This window comes from Pseudochelatococcus lubricantis, assembly GCF_042432495.1.
Taxonomy (GTDB): Bacteria; Pseudomonadota; Alphaproteobacteria; order Rhizobiales; family Beijerinckiaceae; genus Pseudochelatococcus; species Pseudochelatococcus lubricantis.
In genome coordinates this window covers 1-20430 of record NZ_JBHLXC010000013.1, presented here as the reverse complement: position 1 = coordinate 20430, position 20430 = coordinate 1, and the positions used below count along the sequence as shown (strand labels likewise).

Below are 20430 nucleotides of genomic sequence, written 5' to 3'. Positions count from 1 at the left end.
CTCACATCCTCTCACGCAGGCGCGGGTCGGTCAGGTCGCGCAATCCGTCTCCCAGCAGGTTGATCCCCAGAAGCGCGAACGATATCGCGAGCCCGCTCATCGTCAGCACCCAGGGCGCCCGGCTGAAGTACTCCCGCCCGTCGGCCATGATGCCGCCGAGAGAGGGGGTTGGCGGTTGCACACCGAGGCCGATGAAGCTGAGGCCCGCTTCGAGAATGATGGCGAAGGCGAGGCCTGCGCTTGCCTGCACCAAGAGCGGCGTCGCGATGTTGGGCAAGATGTCGGTCAGCATGATCGCGCCGGGGCTGCGGCCCATTAGCCGCGCCGCCTGAATGAAGGGCTCCTCCCGGATCAACATGGTCGCGTTGCGCGAGATACGGGCGAAAATCGGCAGGTAGACCAAGGCGATGGCAAAGATGATGTTCACCGTCGAAAAGCCGAAGAGCACCATCAGCAACAATGCAAGGATAAAGCTCGGGAAGGCGAAGAGGAGATCTGCGATCCGCATGAGGACGTTCTCGCACCAGCCGCGGAAGTAGCCTGCGGCAATGCCCATCATCGCCCCGGCCGCCGCGGCCAGCGTGATGGCGGCGAAGCTGATCCCGAACGACACGCGGCCCCCGGCAAGCACGCGGGAGAGCACGTCACGGCCGAAGCTGTCCGTTCCGAGCGGGTGCGCAAACCCCGGCGGAACGAGCACCGCCATGAAATCCACCATCTCCGGGTCATGCGGCAGGATCATCGGGCCCAGGATCACGGCGATGATGACGAACAGCGTGATCGAAAGGCCGACGGCGGCCGTTCTGTGGCTGAAGAAGCGGCGGAGTTTTTGCCTGAAAGGAGAGGACATCAGCGCGACCTCCGCGGATCGAGAAGGGTGCAGATGCTGTCAGTAACGGTATTCACCAGGAGCACGATGGCGAGAAACACGATGGTGCAGGCCAGCAGCACCGGGTAGTCCCGCTGGAAGGAGCCATCGACCATGAGGGAGCCCACCCCCGGAACGCCGAAAATGCGCTCCACCACGACAACGCCGCCGAGGATGTAGCGGATCTGTAGTCCGATGACGGTCAGATACGGCACCAGCGCATTGCGGAACGTGTAGTGGAGAAAAATGAAACCGGACTTCAGGCCGAACGCGCGGGCGGCCGTGACGTAGGGGCGCGTCATCGTCTCGATCAACACCGCGCGCAAGGTACGCGAGAATACGGCGGCCATCGGCGCCGCAATGGCCAGCGCCGGCAAAAAGCCGACATACAGTGCATCGACAAGGCTTTCGCCCGGAGACACGTAACCGTAGGTCGGAAACCAGCCGAGACCAAGGCCGAAGAAGTAGATCAACACATAGCTCAGCCAGAAGTCCGGCATGGAGATGCCGAACACCGAAATGGACGTGCAGACCGTGTCGGTAAGCTTGCCGCGCTGACTGGCGGCAAGCGTGCCGAGCAGGAGCGAGATGGCGACCGCGAGGAAAAGCGCATAGAAGCCAAGGAAAAGCGTTGCCGGCAGCTTCGCAAACAGAAGCGCGGAAACCGGCTGGCGGGCAGCAACTGTCAGGGAGGCGCCGAAATCTCCCGTCAGCACACCGCCGAGCCAGGACAGATACTGCATCGCCAACGGACGATCGAGGCCGTGCTCCTTGTGAAAGGCGGCGATCGCCTCAGGAGACGCCTGCTCGCCGAGTACCGAAAGGGCAGGGTCGCCGGGTGCGGCCTTGATGGTCAGGAACACGACCAGAGAACCGACAAGGAGCACCAGCAACGCGCTGGCGATCCGACTGGCAGTTGCTTTCAGGCTGCGGGAAAGCGACTGCCGGAAATCGGCAGTCGCAATTCTTGCCGCAAGATGAACCTTGGTATCCGACATCGTCAGACGATGCTCATGTGTGCGAACTGATCACCGAAGTTGGAATAAGGTTTCTGGACGAACCCCTTGATATTCTTGCGCAACAGGTTGTGAATGTTCGAGCAGAAGCAGGGGATGATCGGAACTTCCTCGATAGCCAGGGCCTCCGCCTGATTGTAAAGCCTGGCGCGCGTGGCCGGATCGAGTTCCGCGCGCGCCTTTTCAAGCAGCCCGTCGACCTCGGCGTTCTTGAATTTTCCATAGTTGCGCCAGCCGGCCGAATGAACGATATCGCCCATGTATTCATCCGGATCGATCATGCCGAGCCAGCCCCACACGCCGGCGGTGAAGTCGCCCTTCTGCTGCCGCGCGAATGCGGCGTTGCTGTCGGTGACCGAAACGGAAAACTTCGTGCCGAGAACCTGGTTCACCTGCGCGACGAAAATCTCGGCGAAGCGCTTCCACCAGCCGCCTCCCCAGGTCAGCACCTCGACGGGATACTCGGCGGCGCCGTATTTCGATTTCGCAAGCTCCTCCTTGGCCGCCGCAGGGTCGAAACCTGTCACCGAGTGGCCAGCCGCGGTGTGATTAGCGCCCAGCAAGGGTGGAAAGAAGCCGCGCAGAGGCTCGCCCTCGCCGAAAAGCACCGTCTGCACCATCGCTTCGCGCTGGAAAGCCATGGAGACGGCGCGACGGAAGTGCACATCGTTGAACGGCGGCTTGGTGAGATTGATCGAGATGTAGCGAACATTGAAGCCGGGTTGGCGAAATACCGTCACGGCGGAGTTGCGCATCAGCTGCGGCACATCGGCGGTCGGCACCGTCGATGTCAGATCGATCTGGTTGCCGAGCAACGCCGTAACACCCGACGCCTCTTCCGCAATCAGCGGAATCTCCACGGTCTTGATCGTCGGCGCGCCCCCGAAATACGCTTCGTTAGCCTCTATTTTGAGCCCCGAGCCGACATCCCAGCTCGCCAGCTTGTAAGGGCCCGTGCCGACAGGCTTTCTGGCGAAGGCTTCCGCGCCCATCGCCTCGAAGGCCTTGCGCGGCAGGATCTGCGTGCCCGTGCGTGCGTTGGTGAGGAAGGTCAGCAGCGGCGCGAAAGGCGTTTTCGTACGCACGACGACCGTCAGGTCATCGATGACCTCGATGTGATCCACGGCGGCCACCTTGCTGGCGTTGGGCGAGGCCGTAGCCGGATCGAGCAGGCGTTCGAGCGAGAATTTCACGTCGTCGGCGGTCAACGGCGAACCGTCGTGGAACGTGACGCCCGCACGCAACTTGAATTCGATCGAACCTCCTTCCAGTATCCTGTAGGATTCCGCCAGATCAGGCACGATTTTCATCGTGTCATCGAACTTCAGCAGGCCGTTGAAAAGCGACCAGATCACATAGAATTCCGGTATCAGCGACGCTTTTGCCGGGTCGAGAGTATTCACCACGCCATAGCCGGTAATTGCCGCGCGCAGGCTGGCCGTTTGGGCCATTGCCGCCCGCGGGCCGTATCCGAATGCGGAGAGCGCCGCCGCAGCGCCCAGTCCCCCTAACAGATCCCGGCGATGAATACGAAACGCATCGTTCATCTCTATGTTCTCCTCTGCTGGACGTTATCTTCCGTCCTATTGTCTAATTCGGTGGCAAGGAATCGGGCTCGATGACCTCGCCGGAAAGCTTGTGCCGCTCCCGCTTCAATCGCGCGGCATCTCGACCCCCGGGGACGCGCTCCGTTTTTCCGCTCACGCGCCGGAAGGGAGGGGGGACGTCAGTCCCAGGTTCTCACGCAATGTCCTGCCTTCGTATTCGGTGCGGAAAAGTCCGCGACGGCGCAGTTCCGGCAGTATGAAGGCGGACAGGTCGTCGAGCGAGTGGGGCAGGATCGGCGGGCAAAGATTGAAGCCATCCGCTGCGCCGCTCTCCACCCACAGCTGCATGTCGTCGACGATTTCCTCTGCCGTGCCGACGACATAGCGCACCGTGTAACCTGCGCCGATCAGTTCATAGAGCTGGCGGATAGTCAGGCCTTCGTCCCGGGCGCGCTTGATCAGGCTGCTGCCGATCGAAATTCCGTTGGCGAAATGCTCCTCTGGGATCGGCTTGTCGATGTCATAGGCGGACAGATCGCCGACATAGGTATAAAGCAGCGCGAGGCCGGCCAGCGGGTCGATCAGCCGCTGCAATTCGTCGAGCTTGGCATGCGCCTGCGCCGTTGTCTCCCCGACATAGAACGCCAGCGCCGGCATGATGAGCGGCGCGTTGTCCCGGCGGCCGAAATGCGCCGCCCGTGCCTTCAGATCGGCGTAGAATTCGCGCGCCTCCTCCACGCTGTGCGACACTGTATAAACCACGTCGGCATATTGCGCGGCGATGTTGCGGCCCTGATCGGAAGCGCCGGCTTGCACGATCAGCGGATGACCCTGCGGCGGACGCGCGGACGTCAGCGGCCCACGAACCTGGAAGAATTTGCCCTTGTGGTCGAGAACGTGGCGTTTGTCCGGATCGTAAAACTGTCCGCTCGTCTTGTCATGCGTGAAGGCGTCTTCCTCGAAGCTGTCCCACAGCCCCCGCACCACTTCCACGAACTCCAGCGCCCGATCGTAGCGCTCATCCTTGGGCAGGTTCGAGATGCGGCTGAAGTTCAATGCCTCCTGCTCCGACCAGGACGTCACCACATTCCAGCCGGCGCGCCCACCGCTGATATGGTCGAGCGAAGCGTATTTGCGGGCGACGTGATAGGGCTCGTTATAAGTTGTCGAGGCGGTAGCGACCAGACCGATACGGCTGGTGACGGCGGCGATGGCCGAAAGCAGTGTGATCGGCTCCAGTTCAGCGTTCCGCATGTCGTGGGACAACGAGCCCGCAGGCTTATCCTCGCTGCGCACGGCAAGGCCGTCCGCGAAAAAGATCATGTCGAGCTTTTCCGCCTCGGCTTTCTGCGCGATGTCGCGATACGCTTCGAATCGCGACAGACTCCCGGGATCGAAATCGGGGTGGCGCCACGCGGCGATATGATAGCCGAGATAGCGCATGGAGAGACCGAGTTTTATTCTTGACATCGTGTTCCCGCCTGGCTGCTGGACGCGATCGTGGTGCGTAGCGTCCGCTCAGTGTCGTTTTTCAGTATACCCAATTAGTATCAGCACGACTTTGCCCTGCGTGCAATTACTTTTTTTCCGATTTCGATGCAAAGCGGACGACCGCTCCGTCAATGGGGCTCATCGCGTCCGCTCTTCCGGAACATAGGCCAAACATGGCTGATGGGTCACGCATCATTTTTCGAGATGCGGCGATGGCCGCAATATGGAGTTGCCGGCTACCCGGAGCCGGATGCGCGCGGAGAACCGCGATAGAGACGCCTTGAAATATCTTTTATTTACAATAGTTTTTATAGTTTCAGCAATCGTTTTCCTGCGAGTATGCAACGGCCGTCCCGTAAACCGGGGTCCACTGCGACAGACCATTTCATGGCGCGGCAGCACGGTTCCGACAGGCATCGGCGCGGAACGAAACGCACCTCTGACCCGTGAAGGCGCGCCTGCGCTTCTGAAGCGGCGTGGGACAGATATCCTGGCGTTGATGAAAAACGTGGATGCTTCTTATGCACGCTTCATAGGTGCACATAAAGGCATCAACACACAAAAAACTGTCTATTTATATAATTCAATAAGTGTAAATCTCGATCATTCCATATATATCCGGTCTCTATAATGGCGTTTTTATGAGCTTCGCTGAATCGGGTTGAAACGCGATGCAATTTCCGTATACTGAAATGTAAGAGGTGCCATTTGGCCGACAAACAGCATAAAACAGCGATGAACATCCCCTCGACCGCGACGCGCTCAGATGCCAGTACCGGCCCGGCTGTCTACGCCGGCCTGAAAAAGCGCATTCTCGACCATGAGTTCCATATGGGCGACGCGCTTCGGGAGGAGGATGTCGCTGATTGGTTCGGCGTTTCCCGCGCCCCGGCGCGCGATGCGTTGCGGCGGCTGGAACAGGAGGGGCTCGTCGAGCGTGGTGGACGGCGCTACATCATCCGCCGCTACAGCTATGACGAGGTCGTGCTCACGTATCGCCAGCGCGCCGCGCTGGAATACATGGCCGTCGAATATGCCATCGCCGCGGGGCGCGATGCGCTCGGACCGGTCGCGGCGATTCTTGAGGAACAGCGTCAGGCTGTTAGCGGCGCATCGCGTGGCGCTTTCAGCCAGCTCGACGCGCGTTTCCATCTCGCCGTCGCCGAACTCGGCGGCGTGGCGATGCTGGTGCGTGAACTGGAACTCGTGCTCGACCGGGTACGGCTGATTCGCAGTGACGAGATCGCCCGCGATTCCGGCCCCAAGGGCGCCTATAACGACCATTGCCGCATTTTTGGCGCGCTGGAGCGCGGCGATGCGCGGGTCGCCAAAGCCGAACTCAACTACCACTTCGCCACGACCGTCCGTCTGCATCGGCTCAACGGATATGAGGCCGGGGCTGCCATTCAGGACATCCGATGACCGACTATGCCCGCGACTGCCAGAATCGTTTTCCGTCCCTGTGGCTCGCCACGGCTGTCGAGCGCGACCTTTCGGAACCGCTGGACGGTGATGCCTCCTGCGATGTCGCCGTCATCGGCGCGGGCTATACCGGCCTCGCCACGGCGATCGAACTTGCGCGCGGAGGCGCGAATGTCCGGATCATCGATGGCGGCTTTCCCGGCTGGGGGGGCTCGGGGCGCAACAGCGGCGCGGTGATCCGTGGCTTCAAGAACAGCCGCAGCGCACTGGTTAAGGAGTTCGGTGACGAACGTGGCCGCGCCATGGCCGACTTCGGCGGCCGGGTATGCGATATCGTGTTCGATCTCATCGCGCGCTATGATATCCAATGTGATCTGGTTCGCAGCGGCTGGCTCCTGCCGGCGCACAACAAGGCCGGGCTGCGCCGCGTGCGCGACCGTGTCGATACCTGGACGGCGGACGGTTTTCCCGGCCTCGCCATGATCGACCGCGATACGCTGGCCCGGATGATCGGTTCCGAAGCCTATATCGGCGGCATGATCGATTCCCATGGCGCGTCTCTCAATCCGCTTTCCTATGCGCGCGGCCTTGCGCGCGCAGCGCTGGGCCATGGCGCCGGCGTGCATGGGCAGACGCGGGCGGACAGACTCTCCCGCACGGGGGGGCGCTGGCGCGTCGACACCCCGCGCGGCGCCATCACCGCCGAAAAGGTGGTTGTCGCCACCGATGCCTATTCCGGTGGCCTCGTGCCCAGCGTCGACCGCAGCTTCGCCTCGATACATACGAATATCGTCGCGACAGTTCCGTTACCGGGGGACATCGCCGACTCTATCCTGCCGGGAGAGCAGGCGGTCTCCGATATCCGGCGCATCCTGCTCTACTGGCATAAAGATCCTCATGGCCGCGTTCTTTTCGGCACGCGCGGCACGCTGGGCGGGCCACGATCCGATGCCGATTTCGCCCATGTCGAAGCGGCGCTCCACCGTGTCTATCCGCAGCTCAGGGGGCAGCCCATTGAGTTCCGCTGGTCCGGCCGCATCGCGCTGACGGGCAACTTCGTGCCCCACATCAACGAGCCCGAGCCCGGCCTGTGGACCGCCCATGGCTATTGCGGGCGCGGCGTGGCCATGGCAACGGCGTATGGCACACTGATGGGGAAGGCCATTCTGGCCAACGGATCGCTCGGCAAGCTGCCGGTGCCCGATACCGCCGCGCCCACCATGCCCCCCAAGCCCCTGCGCGATCTGGGCGTCGTGAGCGCCACGCATTTCTTCCGCCTTCTCGACCTCGTCGCATGAGCCGGGATGCCGTTGCCACGGTCAGCGTGGCGCCGGCTAGGTGGTCTCGCTCCGCGCACCTGCACCCGCCGTTGATCGCTTGATCTGGTCAGGACACCCGCATATTGTCATGATGTAAGTCATAGCTTGAACTGTCCTGCATCATGATATCTCCTCGCGCTTCGTTATCCGCCAGATTGCAGCCTGTTTCTCAGGCAATTGCCGATTCCGGAGGCGGCGGCGATTCCTGGCTTCCCGTGCTGACGCCCCGGCGTGGCGCGACGAAGCACAGGCTGCTCACGGAAAAGATCGTCGCGGATATCGAGGCGGGTATCCTGCCGCCGCGCACGCGCATGCCGACGCACCGCGAGCTGGCGCGGCAGCTCGGTGTTTCGGTGCAGACGGTGAGCATCAGTTACAAGGAGGCGGAGCGGCTGGGCTTTCTGACGGGCGAGGTGGGGCGCGGCACGTTCGTGCGCAACCGCGTGACCGAAAAGGCGGATCGCTTCATGCTTGATCGCAACAGCGGCGATCGCGCGGATCTCTCCATTGTGCGGTGCGTCTATTCCGAAGAGCACGAGGCGGCCATGCGCCGCCTGTTCGCGGCCATGTCGCGGGACGACAGCAGCATCTTCATGCAGCCTTGCCGGCCGATCGTCGGGCTCGACGCGCACCGCGCCGGCGCGCAGCACTGGCTGCGGGGGCTCGGGGTGGATGTGCCGCAGGAGCGCATCATCGTCACCAACGGGGCCGCGCATGGGCTGTTTCTGGCTTGCGCCGCGCTGCTGCGGCGCGGTGATGTGGTGCTGACCGAGGAGCTGACGGATCACGGCATCATCGGCCTGTCGAATTTGCTCGGCTTCTCCCTGCGCGGCCTCCCGGTCGATGGGGAGGGGGTGATTGTCGAGGCGTTCGAGGCGGCCTGCCGGGCCGGCGGGGTGGCGGCGCTCGTCATGGTACCCACGCTGGGCAACCCGACGAGCCATCTCGCGGGGGCCGAGCGGCGGCGGGCGATCGCCGAGGTCGCGCGCCGTCATGGCGTGTATGTCATCGAGGACGAGGTCTATAAGCCGCTGATCGAGGAGCCGCTGCCTTCCTATACCGAACTGCTGCCGGATCTCGGTTTTTTCGTCACGAGTTTCACGAAATCGGTAATGACCGGCCTGCGCACAGGCTATCTGGTGGTGCCCCAGCAATACGCCATCAAGGTGGCGAGCATCCTGCGCGTGACCGGCTGGAGTGCCACCTATCTCACCGCCGAGATCGCCACGCGGTGGATCGAGGACGGCACGGCGCAGGCCCTTCTCGACGTCCAGCGGCGGGAAATCCGGACGCGGCAGGCCGTCGTGCGGGAGACGCTAGGCCCCTTCATCGCCGGCAGCCACCCCGTGTCGCCGAGTGCGTGGCTGAAGGTGCCGGACCACTGGGACGAGGGGGGTCTGGTGCGTCAACTGGCGCGGAACAACATCGCCGTGACCGCGTCGGACCCCTTCGTGGCGAGTCCGGATCGTCCATGCGGCGGAATCCGCATCTGCATCGGCGGCCACCTCTCGTCCGCCGGTCTGCGGCAGGTGCTGATGGCTATCCGGGGCATCTTCGAGCAGTTGCCGCCGGTCTACGATATCGACATCCTCGATTGAAAAATTGTAATGATTTAATGTATTGATTGACATGATAATTGGACTGCGCAACCATCCCTGCAAGAACAAATGCAGAGGGTGCGGATCATGCCAATCCGTTATGGGCCCGGCACCGGCGAGGACATCTCTCTCGCCCGGCGCCAGCTTGCCGGGCATGTGGCCGAAACCGGCCTGAGAACGTCGCCGGTGCTATCGCGCCGTCATGGGCAGACGGTGGGGCTGAAGCTCGAAAACCGGCAACTGACGGGCAGCTTCAAGATCAGGGGTGCGACCTGCGCCATCCTGCGGCTCGACGCGGAACAGCGCCGGCGCGGCGTCGTGACGGCTTCGACCGGCAACCACGGCCGGGCGCTCGCCCATGCGGCGCGGGGGCAGGGCGTGCGTGCTGTCGTGTGCCTGTCGGGTCTCGTGCCCGCCAACAAGGTCGAGGCGGTGCGGGCGCTTGGCGCGGACGTGCGTATCGTGGGCCGCTCGCAGGACGAGGCGATGGAGGAAGTGGCGCGGCTCGCGCGCGATGAAGGGCTGACGCCCGTGCCGCCCTTCGACCACCCGGACGTGATCGCGGGACAGGGAACCGCCGGCCTCGAAATCGTGGAGGCGATGCCGGATGTCGCCACCGTGCTCGTGCCGCTGTCCGGCGGTGGCCTTGCGGCGGGCGTCGCGGCGGCGGTGCGCTTCCGGCGGCCTGAGGCCAGGGTCATCGGTGTCTCGATGCGACGCGGCGCGGCCATGCACGCAAGCCTCGCGGCTGGCCACCCCGTCGAGGTGCGGGAGGAGGAGACGCTCGCCGACTCGCTCGGCGGCGGCATCGGCCTCGACAACCGCTACACGTTCGCCCTGTGCCGCGACCTGCTCGACGATGTGGTGCTGGTGGACGAGGACGAGATTGCGGCGGGCATCCGCCACGCTTTCCGTGAGGAGGGTGAAACCGTCGAAGGTGCCGGCGCCGTGGGCATCGCGGCGCTGCTCGCGGGCAAGGTCCGGCCGGCGGGGCCGACGGCGGTGCTGCTGTCCGGTGCCAACATCGATGCGGCGCTGCACCGGGCCATCAACGGCGCGGACGGGAGCGGGGGAGTCGGCAATGGCTGACATGCTGGTATTGACGGAAGCGGATCTGCGCAAGGTTGTGGCGCTCGATGCCGAGGCGGTGGATTGCGTCGAGGATGCCTTCCGGGCGCTGGCGACGCGCCGTGTCGCGATGCCGCCCGTGCTGCGTCTCGACATACCGGAGCATCGTGGCGAGGTGGACGTCAAGACGGCCTATGTGCCGGGCCTCGACGGCTTCGCGATCAAGATCAGCCCCGGGTTCTTCGACAATCCGCTTCTGGGCCTGCCCAGCCTCAACGGTCTGATGGTGTTGCTGTCCGCCCGCACCGGGCTGGTGGAGGCGCTGCTGCTCGACAACGGCTATCTGACGGAGGTGCGCACGGCGGCGGCGGGCGCTGTGGCGGCCCGGCATCTGGCGCGCGCCGATGCGCGGGTCGCTACCGTCTTCGGCGCCGGTGTGCAGGCGCGGCTGCAATTGAAGGCGCTCACGCTCGTGCGCCCGATCGGCGAGGCGCGGCTGTGGGCGCGCGACGCGGGCAAGGGAGCGGCTGCCAGCGCCGCGTTGACGCGGGAACTCGGCTTCCCCGTCCGCTTCGTGGCCGATGCGCGGGAGGCGGCGAGCGGCGCGGATGTCATCGTCACCACCACGCCGGCGGCGGAGCCGGTGCTGCAGGCAGAATGGATCGCACCCGGCCAGCATATCACCGCGATGGGGTCCGACGCAGGCCATAAGAACGAGATCGACCCGGCGCTGTTCCGGAAGGCGCGCTACGTCGCCGACAGCCTGCCGCAGACGCGCCTGCTGGGCGAACTTCACCATGCCGTCGCCGCCGGTACCTTGCCACCCGGCACGGATCTTGCCGAGCTGGGCGACGTGGTCGCGCAGCCGCGCTCACGGCGCGACGACGAGATCACCCTGTGCGATCTGACTGGCACGGGTGTGCAGGATACCGCCATCGCGCATCTCGCCTTCACGCGCGCCCGCGCGGTGGGTGCGGGCGTCCGCTTCGACACCGGCGGCGCGAGGGCCTGAACGCCGGCGCGCGAAGGCCGTCGCCCGCGCGCCGCCCGAATGACGACAACAAGGGATCATACCGTCAATGTCTCAGGAGCCCGGCTTTACCGCAGACGAATACGCCACCCGCCTCGGCCGCACCCGGCAGGCGATGGAACAGGCGGAGATAGACCTGCTCATCGTCACCGATCCGTCCAACATGCACTGGCTGACGGGCTACGACGGTTGGTCGTTCTACGTCCACCAATGCGTGCTGGTCGCCCCCGGCGGCGAGGTGTTCTGGTACGGGCGCCTGCAGGACGCGCGCGGCGCGCAGCTCACGACCAGCCTGGGCGAAAGCCACATCCTGAGTTATCCCGACCATTATGTGCAGTCGACGGAACGCCACCCGATGGATCTGCTGGCGCAGCTCATCGCGGATCGCGGCTGGAAGACCGCACGGATCGGCGTGGAACTCGATAACTATTATTTCAGCGCGGCGGCCCATGCCTCGCTGCAAAAGCACCTGCCGGACGCCCGCTTCCACGATGCCACCTATCTGGTGAACTGGCAGCGGGCCGTCAAAAGCCAGGCCGAAATCGACTACATGCGCAAGGCCGGCCAGATTGTCGCCAGAATGCACGAACGCATCGTCGAGGTGATCGAGCCCGGCATGCGCAAGTGCGATCTGGTGGCGGAAATCTACGATGCCGGCATCCGGGGCACGGACGGCTTCGGCGGCGACTATCCGGCCATCGTGCCGCTGCTGCCCTCGGGAGAGAACGCTTCCGCACCGCACCTGACATGGGACGACGCGCCGATGCGCGCGGGTGAGGGAACGTTCTTCGAGATCGCCGGCTGCTATCGCCGTTATCACTGCCCACTATCGCGCACGGTGTTTCTCGGCAAGCCCGGACAGCGTTTTCTGGATGCGGAAAAAGCCACGCTGGAGGGCATGGAGGAGGCGCTCGCCGCCGCCCGGCCCGGCAATACCTGCGAGGACATCGCCAACCGTTATTTCGCCACGCTGGCGCGGCACGGTTTCGTCAAGGACAACCGCACCGGCTATTCGATCGGCCTCAGCTACCCGCCGGATTGGGGCGAGCGCACGATGAGCCTGCGCAAGGGCGACCGGACCGTGCTCCGGCCGGGCATGACCTTCCATTTCATGAGCGGCTTGTGGCTCGATACCATGGGCATCGAGATCACCGAGAGCATCCTCATCACCGAAACCGGGGTCGAATGCCTCGCCGACGTGCCGCGCCGGCTGTTCGTGAAGGACTGAGACCGTGAGCGATCTGTTGCCTCCCTCTCCCGTGACGCCCACCGTCGACCTCGATGGCGGCGGCGCGCAGCACGGCTACCTGCGCCTGCCCTACAGCCGCGACGACAGCGCCTGGGGTTCCGTGATGATACCGATCGCCGTCATCGGCGACGGCGACGGCCCCACGGCGCTGCTGACCGGCGGCAACCACGGCGACGAATACGAGGGGCCCATTGCCCTGTTCGAGCTGGCGCGGGAACTCGACCCCGCGGCCGTGCGGGGGCGGGTCATCATCCTGCCCGCCATGAATTACCCCGCTTTCCGCGCCGGCACGCGCACGTCGCCCATCGACAGGGGCAACCTCAACCGCAGCTTTCCCGGCAGCCCCACCGGCACGGTCACCGGCAAGATCGCCGATTTCGTCACCCGGCATCTCGTGCCGCGCGCGGATATCGTGCTGGACTTCCACTCGGGCGGCCGCACGCTGGATTTCCTGCCTTACGCGGCGGCCCATGAACTTGACGACAAGGAACAGGAGCGCCGCTCGTTCGAGGCCGTGGCGGCGTTCGCCGCGCCCTATGCCATGCGCATGCGTGAGATCGACGCCGTGGGCATGTTCGACACCACGGTCGAGGCAATGGGCAAGGTTTTCGTGACAACGGAACTCGGCGGCGGCGGCACGGCTTCCGCCACGACGGCCGCGATCGCGCGGCGGGGAGCGCGCAACGTGCTGAAGCACGCCGGCATTCTCGCCGGCGATCCCGAGGGCGCGCCGGGCCGCTTCCTCGCCATGCCCTCGCCGGACTGCTTCGCCTTCGCGGAGAACGCCGGGCTCGTCGCCTTCGCCCGCGATCTCGGAGAGCCCGTCGCGCGGGGAGAGGTGATCGCGCGCATCCATCCCGTCGACCGCACCGGCGCGGCGCCGGCGGAAATACGCGCGGCGCTTGACGGGGTTCTCGCGGCCCGGCACTTCCCCGGCCTCGTCCAGCAGGGCGATTGCCTGTTCGTGATCGCGACAACGGCAAGCTGACGGGGCAGATCGGCCGGTCGCCCCGGGAAAACGCGGAGCCGGGACAACCCGGCCCCAGCAATCAGAACAACCAGAGGAGTCAACGATGAAAAAAGCTATATTCCGGAAAAACGCTATATCGTGGAAGAAGGTCATCTCGTGCACGGTCGCATCGCTGGCGCTGGCCACCGCCTTCGCGTCCGGCGCCCGGGCCCTGACGCTGGAAGAGGCGAAGAAGCAGGGCTACATCCGCGTCGCCACCGCCAACGAGGTGCCCTACGGCTTCATGAAGGAAGACGGCACGGCCGCCGGCATCGGGCCGGAGGTTGCGATCGCGGTGCTGAAGACGCTCGGCATCGCGGAGATCAACTGGACGGTGACGCCCTTCGGCACCCTCATTCCGGGCCTCAAGGCCAGACGTTGGGATTTCGTGGCGGCGGAGCAGAACATCTCGCCGGAGCGCTGCAAGCAGGTGAGCTTCAGCGAGCCCAATTCCAGCTACGGCGAGGGGCTGCTCGTCAAGAAGGGCAACCCGAAGAAGTTCACCACCTATGCCGATGTCGCGAAGGACCCGGGCCTGAAGGTGGCGGTGGTATCGGGCGCCAACAACATCGACTTTCTGCGCGCCGTTGGCGTGAAGGACGATCAGGTGGTGTTCATCAAGGCCAACGCCGACGCGCTCGCCACCGTGCAAAGCCGCGCCGACGCTTATGCCGCGACCGAACTCACGGTGTTCAACCTGGCGAAGGGGCGCGAGGATGTGGAGCAGGTGAGCCCCTTCGCCGACCCGGTTGTGAACGGCAAGCCGGTGCGTAACTACGGTGGCTTTTCCTTCCGGCCCGAGGACAAGGAACTGCGCGACGCCTTCAACGAGGCGCTGGTCGCCTTCCGGAAGACGGATGCCTACCGCCAGATTCTGAAGACCTACGGCCTGAGCGAGGAAAGCATCACGGCCGCGCAGTCCGTCAATGTCGCGGAGTTGTGCGCAGGCAAGTGACGGCGCGTGGTTGCCGGGCCGCGCCGGTGGGCCAGTTCCCTTATCTTCATGAGAGCGTTTCGTCGCTTCACGGAAACGCCGAAACGCTCTGATTTTCTGGTTTAACGTGTTTTCCTCACGCGAGCGGGCATCCGCTTCGCTCGAAAACGCCATAAAGGAGGGGCGCCGATGAACTGGCTTTCCTACCTGCCATCGCTGGCGCAGGGTGCGCTGGTCACCGCCGAGATCACGTTCGTTTCCATCGTGATCGGCGGGCTGCTGTCGTTCGCGGCCGGCATCGCCCGTGTCGAGGGCGGGCGGATACCGGCCTTCGTCGCCCTGTGCTACACGGAAATCTTCCGCGGCACGTCGCTGCTCGTGCAGCTGTTCTGGCTGTACTACGCCCTGCCGCTGATCGGGCTGTCGTTCGATCCGGTGACGACCGGCATCATCGGCCTGTCGCTGCACGCGGGCGGCTATGGCGCGGAAATCGTGCGCGGGGCGCTGCTGGCCGTGCCGCAGCAGCAGCTCGAAGCCGCGCGGGCGCTGAACTTCAGCCGCCGGCACACGCTGTTCCATATCGTGCTGCCGCAGAGCCTCGTCGAGATGATGCCGGCCTTCGGCAACCTCGCCATCGACACGCTGAAGCTGTCGTCGCTGGTGTCGCTGATCTCGATCGCCGATCTCACCTTTCGAGCGCAGTCCATCCGCAACCTCACGCTCGACAGCACGACCGTCTACACGCTAACGCTGATCGGCTACTTTCTCATGGCGCTGGTCCTCGCGGCGATCATGCGGCTCATCGAGCGGCTGGTCAGGCGCGGGGCGGCATTTCCGAAGGCGGCGCACGCATGATGTACGGCCTTGCATGGGATACCTCGACGCCGCTGGCGTTCGCGACATCCATCCTGCCGATCCTGCTGATCGGCCTGACGGTCACGGTGAAGGCGGCGCTCGCGGGCTTCGCCATCGCCATCGTCATGGGGCTCGTCTTCGCCCTGCTGCGCCGCAGCCGGATAAGGGCTGTTTCGTGGACGACGGCGTTCGTGGTGGAATTCCTGCGCGACACGCCACTGCTGGTGCAGCTTTTCTTCCTCTACTATGTTCTGCCGGACTACGGCGTCGTGATGCCGGCGTTCCTCACCGGCGTACTGGCGCTGGGGCTGCAGTATTCCGCCTACACGTCCGAGGTGTACCGGGGCGGCATCGACGCCATTCCGCGCGGGCAATGGGAGGCGGCAACGGCGCTCAATCTCTCCCGGCTCACGGTCTACCGGGACATCGTCATCCCGCAGGTGGTGCCGCGCATCGTGCCCGCCATGGGCAACTACGCGGTGGCGATGTTCAAGGAGACGCCGGTGCTGTCCGTCATTACCATTCTGGAGATGCTCGGCCTCGCCAACATGATCGGGGAGCAGACGTATCAATATCTGCTGCCGCTCACCATGGTCGGCGTCATCTTCCTGCTGCTGACGCTCATCTGCTCCGCCGCCATCCATCAGCTCGAACGCCGGCTGCCGAAAGCGGGCGTTCCGCTGAAATGAGAAGCGTTGCAGACATGATCCATTCGAGACAACCCGACACAATCAACAGCCGCATGGAGGCCGTCATGGCGATGCAGAGTCTGGCGGCGGTGGCAGAGGCCGCCGCGCCCATCATCCGTTTCGACGGCGTCACCAAGCGCTTCGGCGCGCTCACCGTGCTCGACGATTTCAGCTTCACCGTGGCGCCCGGCGAGAAGGTGACGCTGATCGGCCCCTCCGGTTCCGGCAAGTCCACGGTGCTGCGCATCCTGATGACGCTGGAGCCCTTTCAGGAAGGCACGCTGACGCTGGGCGGCCACGGCTATCACCAGCCGGGCGGCGCGGGCGCATTCCGCGCGTCGGAAAAGCACCTGCGCGCCATCCGCTGCAACGTCGGCATGGTTTTCCAGAGCTTCAACCTGTTTCCGCACATGAGCGTGCTGCGCAACATTACCGAAGCGCCGCGGGCCCACGGCGTGCCGCGCGCGGAGGCGGAGGGCAGGGCACTCGACCTGCTGGGCCTCGTGGGCCTCGCCGACAAGAAAGACCACTTCCCGGCACAGCTCTCGGGCGGGCAGCAGCAGCGCGTCGCCATCGCGCGGGCGCTCGCCATGCGTCCGCGCGTGCTGCTGTTCGACGAGCCGACTTCGGCTCTCGACCCGCAACTCGTCGGCGAGGTGCTGGGCGTCATCCGCAGCCTCGCTCATGAGCACGACCTGACCATGCTGCTCGTCACGCACGAGATGCGCTTCGCGCGCGAGGTCTCCGACCGCGTCTGCTTCTTCAACAAGGGGCGCATCGTGGAGCAGGGCGATCCGGAGCGGATGTTCAGAAGCCCGGAGCACCCGGAAACGCGCGCCTTCCTGCAATCGGTGCTCGCGTGATCCGAATGCTGTCTATACGTCGATTGGAAAGGCGAAGCCGGCCTTGACGCGATCCATCACGACCATGGTCTTGAAGCCCTTGATGTCCGGGTTTTCGTAGAAGAACCGCCGCGTGAACTGCTCGTAGTCTTCCATGTCTCGAGCCGTGACGACGAGGATGAAATCCGCATCGCCGGTGACGTAGTAGCCGATCATCACCTCCCGGGTATTGCGGATCGCCTGCTTGAACCGGTCGACGATGTCGGCCCGCTCGCGTTCGAGCGAGACGAGCACGATCATGGAAACGGGGCGTCCCACGGCCCTGGGCGACACGATCGAGACATCGGCCTCGATCACGCCCTCCGCCCGCAGGCGCTTCAGCCGCCGCTGGCAGGCGGTGGGCGACAGGTTGACGATCTTCGCCAGCTCCTCGGACGTCAGCCTGTTGTTTCGCTGCACGGCTTCGAGAAGGGTAACGTCGGCGCGATCAAGCTCTGTCATGCATTAATCCTGCGTAGAATTTCATATATCGCAGAAAATCTGCATATCAATCGTTATTATCGCCGTCAACATGCGTGCAAGCGGCGATACAGTTCTTCTCAGCGAAACGGATTCCGCAAGCTGGAGTATTTCGATGCAAGGCCTTGCCATCGCAGCCCTGAAACGCCTCGAACGGCCCGATTTCCCCGAGCGCCGCGCTTTCGTCGCCGGCTGCTGGATCGAGCGGGGGGAGACGACCCCGGTCATCGACCCCGCCACGGGCGAGCATCTCGTCGATGTCGCCGCCTGTTCCGTCGCGGATGTGGACCGGGCCGTGGAAGCGGCGCATACGGCTTTCCTTGCGTGGCGGGATGTGCTGCCGGCCGAGCGGGGCGCCATCCTGCGCGCCTGGGCGGCCGGGATGCGCCGCAACGCCAACGATCTTGCGGTGCTGATCACTGCGGAGCAGGGCAAGCCGCTGGCGGAAGCGCGCGGCGAGATCGCCTATGCGGCGCAGTTTCTCGACTGGTTCGCCGCCGAGGGCGAGCGCGCCTATGGCGAGACGATCCCGAGCCATCTGCGCGGCAGTCGCCTGTCGGTCCAGATGCAGCCCGTCGGTGTGACGGCCGCGATCACCCCGTGGAACTTTCCCTCCGCGATGATCGCGCGCAAGGCCGGGGCCGCGCTGGCGGCCGGGTGCACCATGATCGTGAAGCCGGCGCCCGAAACCCCGCTTTCGGCGCTGGCACTGGCGCGCCTCGCGGAGGAGGCCGGGGTGCCGGAGGGCGTGCTGCAGGTCGTCACGGGAGAGGCGGCGCCGCTCGCGCGCCGGCTGCTGGACCACACGGAAGTGCGTGCCTTCTCGTTCACCGGCTCCACCGAAATCGGACGGCTTCTTCTTACCCGGTCCGCGCTGACGATCAAGAAGGCGTCGCTCGAACTGGGCGGCCACGCGCCGTTCGTGGTGTTCGATGACGCGCCTCTCGAAAACGCCGTCGACGGCTGCATGGCCGCGAAATTCGCGACTTCCGGGCAGGACTGCCTCGCCGCGAACCGCATCTACGTGCAGCGGGCCTGCTACGAGCGTTTCACGGAGGCATTCGCGCGTGCAACGGCTGCGCTCAAAGTCGGGCACGGCCTCGCGGACGGCGTGGACATCGGCCCCATGACCCGCCCTTCGGTCGCGCACAAATGCCGCCAGCAGATCGCGCAGGCGCTCGCAGCCGGCGCGCGCCTCGTCACCGGCACGCAGGACAGCCCGCTCGCCGGCAACTTCGTCACGCCGGCCGTGCTCGCCGACGTGACGGACGACATGCTGATCGCCCGCGAGGAAACGTTCGGGCCCGTTGCCGCCATCCTGCCCTTCGACAGCGAAGAGGAGGTCGTGGCGCGGGCGAACGACACCGAGATGGGCCTAGCCGCCTATGTCTACACGGCCGATCTGGCGCGGGCCATGCGTCTCACGGACCGGCTGGAATACGGCATGGTCGCCGTCAACACGCCAAAATTCACCGGCGCGCCGATCCCGTTCGGCGGCTGGAAACAATCCGGACTGGGCCGCGAGGGATCGAGACACGGCCTCGCCGAATACCTTGAGCCGAAATACGTCTGCATCGGTCATCCGGCCGCGTGAAAGGAGAACGACATGTCATTGAACATCAAGGAAATCAGTGAACTGGACCGGCGGAGCGTCCTGCATCCCTTCACGCAACTCAAGGATTTCGCGACCGGCCGGATCGGCGATCCGACCATCGTCGAGACCGGAAAGGGCATCCGCATCAGGGACGCCGCCGGCAACGAGCTGATCGATGGCTTTGCCGGCCTCTACTGCGTCAACATCGGCTACGGCCGCACGGAGGTGGCAGAGGCCATTGCGCGCCAAGCCTACAAGCTCGCCTATTATCATACCTACGCCGCACACACGACGGAAGAACTCGCCATCCTTTCCGACCGTCTCGTCCGGATGGCGCCGGGCAGGATGAGCAAGATCTTTTACGGCATGTCGGGCTCCGACGCGAACGAGACGCAGGCCAAGATCGTCTGGTATTACAACAATCTGCGCGGCAAGCCGGCGAAGAAGAAGATCATCGCGCGCGAGCGCGGCTACCATGGATGCAGCGTCATTTCTGGTTCGATGACCGGGATGAGCTTCTACCACGACCACATGGACCTGCCGCTCCCGAACATCCTTCATACAGGCGTTCCCCATTACTACCGGGGCGCACGGCCCGGCGAGACCGAACAGGAATTCTCGAACCGCCGCGCCGCCGAACTCGACGAGCTGATCGAGCGCGAAGGGCCGGACACCGTCGGCGCCTTCATCGCCGAGCCGGTGCTGGGCACCGGCGGCATCACGCCGCCGCCGGAAGGCTACTGGCCGGCGATCCAGGCCGTGCTCAGGAAGCACGACGTGCTGCTGATCGCCGACGAGGTAATCACCGGATTCGGTCGCACTGGCTCGCTGTTCGGCTCGCAGCATTATGGCATCGAGCCCGATCTCATCACCGTCGCCAAGGGCCTCACCTCGGCCTACTTCCCGCTGTCGGGCGCGATTGTCGGCGAGAAGGTTTACGCGGTGCTTGAGGAGGCCGCCGACAAGGTGGGGGCGTTCTCGCACGGCTACACCTATTCCGGCCATCCCATCGGCGCGGCGGCGGCTAACGCGGTGCTCGACATCGTCGAGAAGGAAAACCTGCCCGGCAACGCCCGCGCGGTGGGTGCCTATTTTCAGGCGCAGCTCAAGGAGACATTCGCCCAGTTGCCCATCGTCGGCGAGGTGCGAGGCGTCGGCCTGATGGCCGCCATCGAGTTCGTGGCCGACCGCGAAAGCCGGACGCTCTTCGACCCGGCGCTGAAGATCGGTGCTCGCGTCTCGAAGGCCGCGCGAGACCGGGGCCTGATCGCGCGCGCCATGCCGCACGGCGACATCCTCGGCTTCGCGCCGCCCCTCGTCGTCACGCGGGAGGAAATCGACGAAATCGTCGAGATCGCCGGGGCATCCGTGCGCGAGGTC

The 20430-nt window shown here is 64.8% G+C and carries 18 protein-coding genes; 13 read left to right on the top strand and 5 right to left on the bottom strand.

Annotated elements, in window-relative coordinates; genetic code table 11:
- Window position 1: 1 nt before the first annotated feature.
- From ACFFJ7_RS17745 to ACFFJ7_RS17730, 4 genes are all read right to left on the bottom strand, one after another.
- A complete protein-coding gene (locus tag ACFFJ7_RS17745) occupies window positions 2-850 on the bottom strand; it encodes an ABC transporter permease (protein WP_166953365.1) in 849 nt (282 codons plus the stop codon).
- Complete coding sequence (locus tag ACFFJ7_RS17740) at window positions 850-1866, bottom strand: ABC transporter permease (protein WP_377594100.1); 1017 nt, start codon at window positions 1864-1866, stop codon at window positions 850-852. The genes ACFFJ7_RS17745 and ACFFJ7_RS17740 overlap by 1 nt, the downstream gene beginning before the upstream one ends.
- Before the next feature lie 2 nt (window positions 1867-1868).
- Entirely contained in the window at window positions 1869-3431 is a 1563-nt protein-coding gene (locus ACFFJ7_RS17735; protein ID WP_377594098.1) for an ABC transporter substrate-binding protein, read from the bottom strand.
- Between the two features lie 153 nt (window positions 3432-3584).
- The gene (locus ACFFJ7_RS17730) at window positions 3585-4901 is read right to left on the bottom strand and encodes an LLM class flavin-dependent oxidoreductase (RefSeq protein WP_377594096.1); all 1317 of its coding nucleotides are present in this window, start codon (window positions 4899-4901) and stop codon (window positions 3585-3587) included.
- A gap of 756 nt (window positions 4902-5657) precedes the next feature.
- Here ACFFJ7_RS17730 and ACFFJ7_RS17725 point away from each other — a divergent pair.
- The 11 genes from ACFFJ7_RS17725 (at window position 5658) to ehuA (ending at window position 16958) form a co-directional block, all read left to right on the top strand.
- Complete coding sequence (locus ACFFJ7_RS17725; RefSeq protein ID WP_166953355.1) at window positions 5658-6344, top strand: GntR family transcriptional regulator; 687 nt, start codon at window positions 5658-5660, stop codon at window positions 6342-6344.
- Window positions 6341-7642: an NAD(P)/FAD-dependent oxidoreductase gene (locus tag ACFFJ7_RS17720; RefSeq protein WP_166953353.1), complete on the top strand. Its 1302-nt coding sequence runs from the start codon at window positions 6341-6343 to the stop codon at window positions 7640-7642. Before ACFFJ7_RS17725 ends, ACFFJ7_RS17720 begins: the two co-directional genes overlap by 4 nt.
- A gap of 236 nt (window positions 7643-7878) precedes the next feature.
- Window positions 7879-9261 carry a MocR-like ectoine utilization transcription factor EhuR gene (gene ehuR / locus ACFFJ7_RS17715; RefSeq protein WP_377594093.1) on the top strand — a complete coding sequence of 461 codons (1383 nt, stop codon included), beginning with the start codon at window positions 7879-7881 and terminating at the stop codon, window positions 9259-9261.
- Window positions 9262-9348: 87 nt separating this feature from the next.
- On the top strand, window positions 9349-10350 hold the full coding sequence (gene eutB / locus ACFFJ7_RS17710; RefSeq protein ID WP_377594092.1) for a hydroxyectoine utilization dehydratase EutB: 1002 nt from the start codon (window positions 9349-9351) through the stop codon (window positions 10348-10350).
- On the top strand, window positions 10343-11341 hold the full coding sequence (gene eutC, locus ACFFJ7_RS17705; RefSeq protein ID WP_377594090.1) for an ectoine utilization protein EutC: 999 nt from the start codon (window positions 10343-10345) through the stop codon (window positions 11339-11341). The genes eutB and eutC overlap by 8 nt, the downstream gene beginning before the upstream one ends.
- Before the next feature lie 67 nt (window positions 11342-11408).
- Window positions 11409-12587 carry an ectoine hydrolase DoeA gene (doeA, locus tag ACFFJ7_RS17700; RefSeq protein ID WP_166953345.1) on the top strand — a complete coding sequence of 393 codons (1179 nt, stop codon included), beginning with the start codon at window positions 11409-11411 and terminating at the stop codon, window positions 12585-12587.
- Between the two features lie 4 nt (window positions 12588-12591).
- Entirely contained in the window at window positions 12592-13596 is a 1005-nt protein-coding gene (doeB, locus tag ACFFJ7_RS17695; protein WP_166953343.1) for a N(2)-acetyl-L-2,4-diaminobutanoate deacetylase DoeB, read from the top strand.
- Window positions 13597-13681: 85 nt separating this feature from the next.
- Window positions 13682-14572: an ectoine/hydroxyectoine ABC transporter substrate-binding protein EhuB gene (gene ehuB, locus ACFFJ7_RS17690; RefSeq protein ID WP_377594087.1), complete on the top strand. Its 891-nt coding sequence runs from the start codon at window positions 13682-13684 to the stop codon at window positions 14570-14572.
- Between the two features lie 168 nt (window positions 14573-14740).
- On the top strand, window positions 14741-15406 hold the full coding sequence (ehuC, locus tag ACFFJ7_RS17685) for an ectoine/hydroxyectoine ABC transporter permease subunit EhuC (protein WP_166953338.1): 666 nt from the start codon (window positions 14741-14743) through the stop codon (window positions 15404-15406).
- Complete coding sequence (gene ehuD, locus ACFFJ7_RS17680; protein WP_377594085.1) at window positions 15403-16095, top strand: ectoine/hydroxyectoine ABC transporter permease subunit EhuD; 693 nt, start codon at window positions 15403-15405, stop codon at window positions 16093-16095. Before ehuC ends, ehuD begins: the two co-directional genes overlap by 4 nt.
- 71 nt (window positions 16096-16166) lie before the next feature.
- A complete protein-coding gene (gene ehuA / locus ACFFJ7_RS17675) occupies window positions 16167-16958 on the top strand; it encodes an ectoine/hydroxyectoine ABC transporter ATP-binding protein EhuA (RefSeq protein ID WP_377594140.1) in 792 nt (263 codons plus the stop codon).
- A 12-nt stretch (window positions 16959-16970) separates the two neighbouring features.
- Here the strand turns inward: ehuA and ACFFJ7_RS17670 are convergent, their stop codons facing one another.
- Window positions 16971-17438, bottom strand: coding sequence for an Lrp/AsnC family transcriptional regulator (locus tag ACFFJ7_RS17670; RefSeq protein WP_377594083.1), 468 nt, complete (start codon window positions 17436-17438; stop codon window positions 16971-16973).
- 133 nt (window positions 17439-17571) lie between these two features.
- On the opposite strand from ACFFJ7_RS17670, the gene ACFFJ7_RS17665 reads away from it, so the two are divergent.
- Window positions 17572-19050 (top strand): NAD-dependent succinate-semialdehyde dehydrogenase, encoded by a 1479-nt coding sequence (locus ACFFJ7_RS17665; RefSeq protein ID WP_377594081.1) that lies wholly within the window; start codon window positions 17572-17574, stop codon window positions 19048-19050.
- Between the two features lie 12 nt (window positions 19051-19062).
- A partial coding sequence (locus ACFFJ7_RS17660) for an aspartate aminotransferase family protein (protein ID WP_377594079.1) occupies window positions 19063-20430 on the top strand: 1368 nt, incomplete at its 3' end.

Excerpts from the sequence above, each read along its gene's own strand:
- ACFFJ7_RS17745 (WP_166953365.1), bottom strand. The coding sequence starts at position 850 with ATGTCCTCTCCTTTCAGGCAAAAACTCCGCCGCTTCTTCAGCCACAGA.
- ACFFJ7_RS17740 (WP_377594100.1), bottom strand. The coding sequence starts at position 1,866 with ATGTCGGATACCAAGGTTCATCTTGCGGCAAGAATTGCGACTGCCGAT.
- ACFFJ7_RS17735 (WP_377594098.1), bottom strand. The coding sequence starts at position 3,431 with ATGAACGATGCGTTTCGTATTCATCGCCGGGATCTGTTAGGGGGACTG.
- ACFFJ7_RS17730 (WP_377594096.1), bottom strand. The coding sequence starts at position 4,901 with ATGTCAAGAATAAAACTCGGTCTCTCCATGCGCTATCTCGGCTATCAT.
- ACFFJ7_RS17725 (WP_166953355.1), top strand. The coding sequence starts at position 5,658 with ATGAACATCCCCTCGACCGCGACGCGCTCAGATGCCAGTACCGGCCCG.
- ACFFJ7_RS17720 (WP_166953353.1), top strand. The coding sequence starts at position 6,341 with ATGACCGACTATGCCCGCGACTGCCAGAATCGTTTTCCGTCCCTGTGG.
- eutB (WP_377594092.1), top strand. The coding sequence starts at position 9,349 with ATGCCAATCCGTTATGGGCCCGGCACCGGCGAGGACATCTCTCTCGCC.
- eutC (WP_377594090.1), top strand. The coding sequence starts at position 10,343 with ATGGCTGACATGCTGGTATTGACGGAAGCGGATCTGCGCAAGGTTGTG.
- doeA (WP_166953345.1), top strand. The coding sequence starts at position 11,409 with ATGTCTCAGGAGCCCGGCTTTACCGCAGACGAATACGCCACCCGCCTC.
- ehuB (WP_377594087.1), top strand. The coding sequence starts at position 13,682 with ATGAAAAAAGCTATATTCCGGAAAAACGCTATATCGTGGAAGAAGGTC.
- ehuC (WP_166953338.1), top strand. The coding sequence starts at position 14,741 with ATGAACTGGCTTTCCTACCTGCCATCGCTGGCGCAGGGTGCGCTGGTC.
- ehuD (WP_377594085.1), top strand. The coding sequence starts at position 15,403 with ATGATGTACGGCCTTGCATGGGATACCTCGACGCCGCTGGCGTTCGCG.
- ehuA (WP_377594140.1), top strand. The coding sequence starts at position 16,167 with ATGCAGAGTCTGGCGGCGGTGGCAGAGGCCGCCGCGCCCATCATCCGT.
- ACFFJ7_RS17670 (WP_377594083.1), bottom strand. The coding sequence starts at position 17,438 with ATGACAGAGCTTGATCGCGCCGACGTTACCCTTCTCGAAGCCGTGCAG.
- ACFFJ7_RS17665 (WP_377594081.1), top strand. The coding sequence starts at position 17,572 with ATGCAAGGCCTTGCCATCGCAGCCCTGAAACGCCTCGAACGGCCCGAT.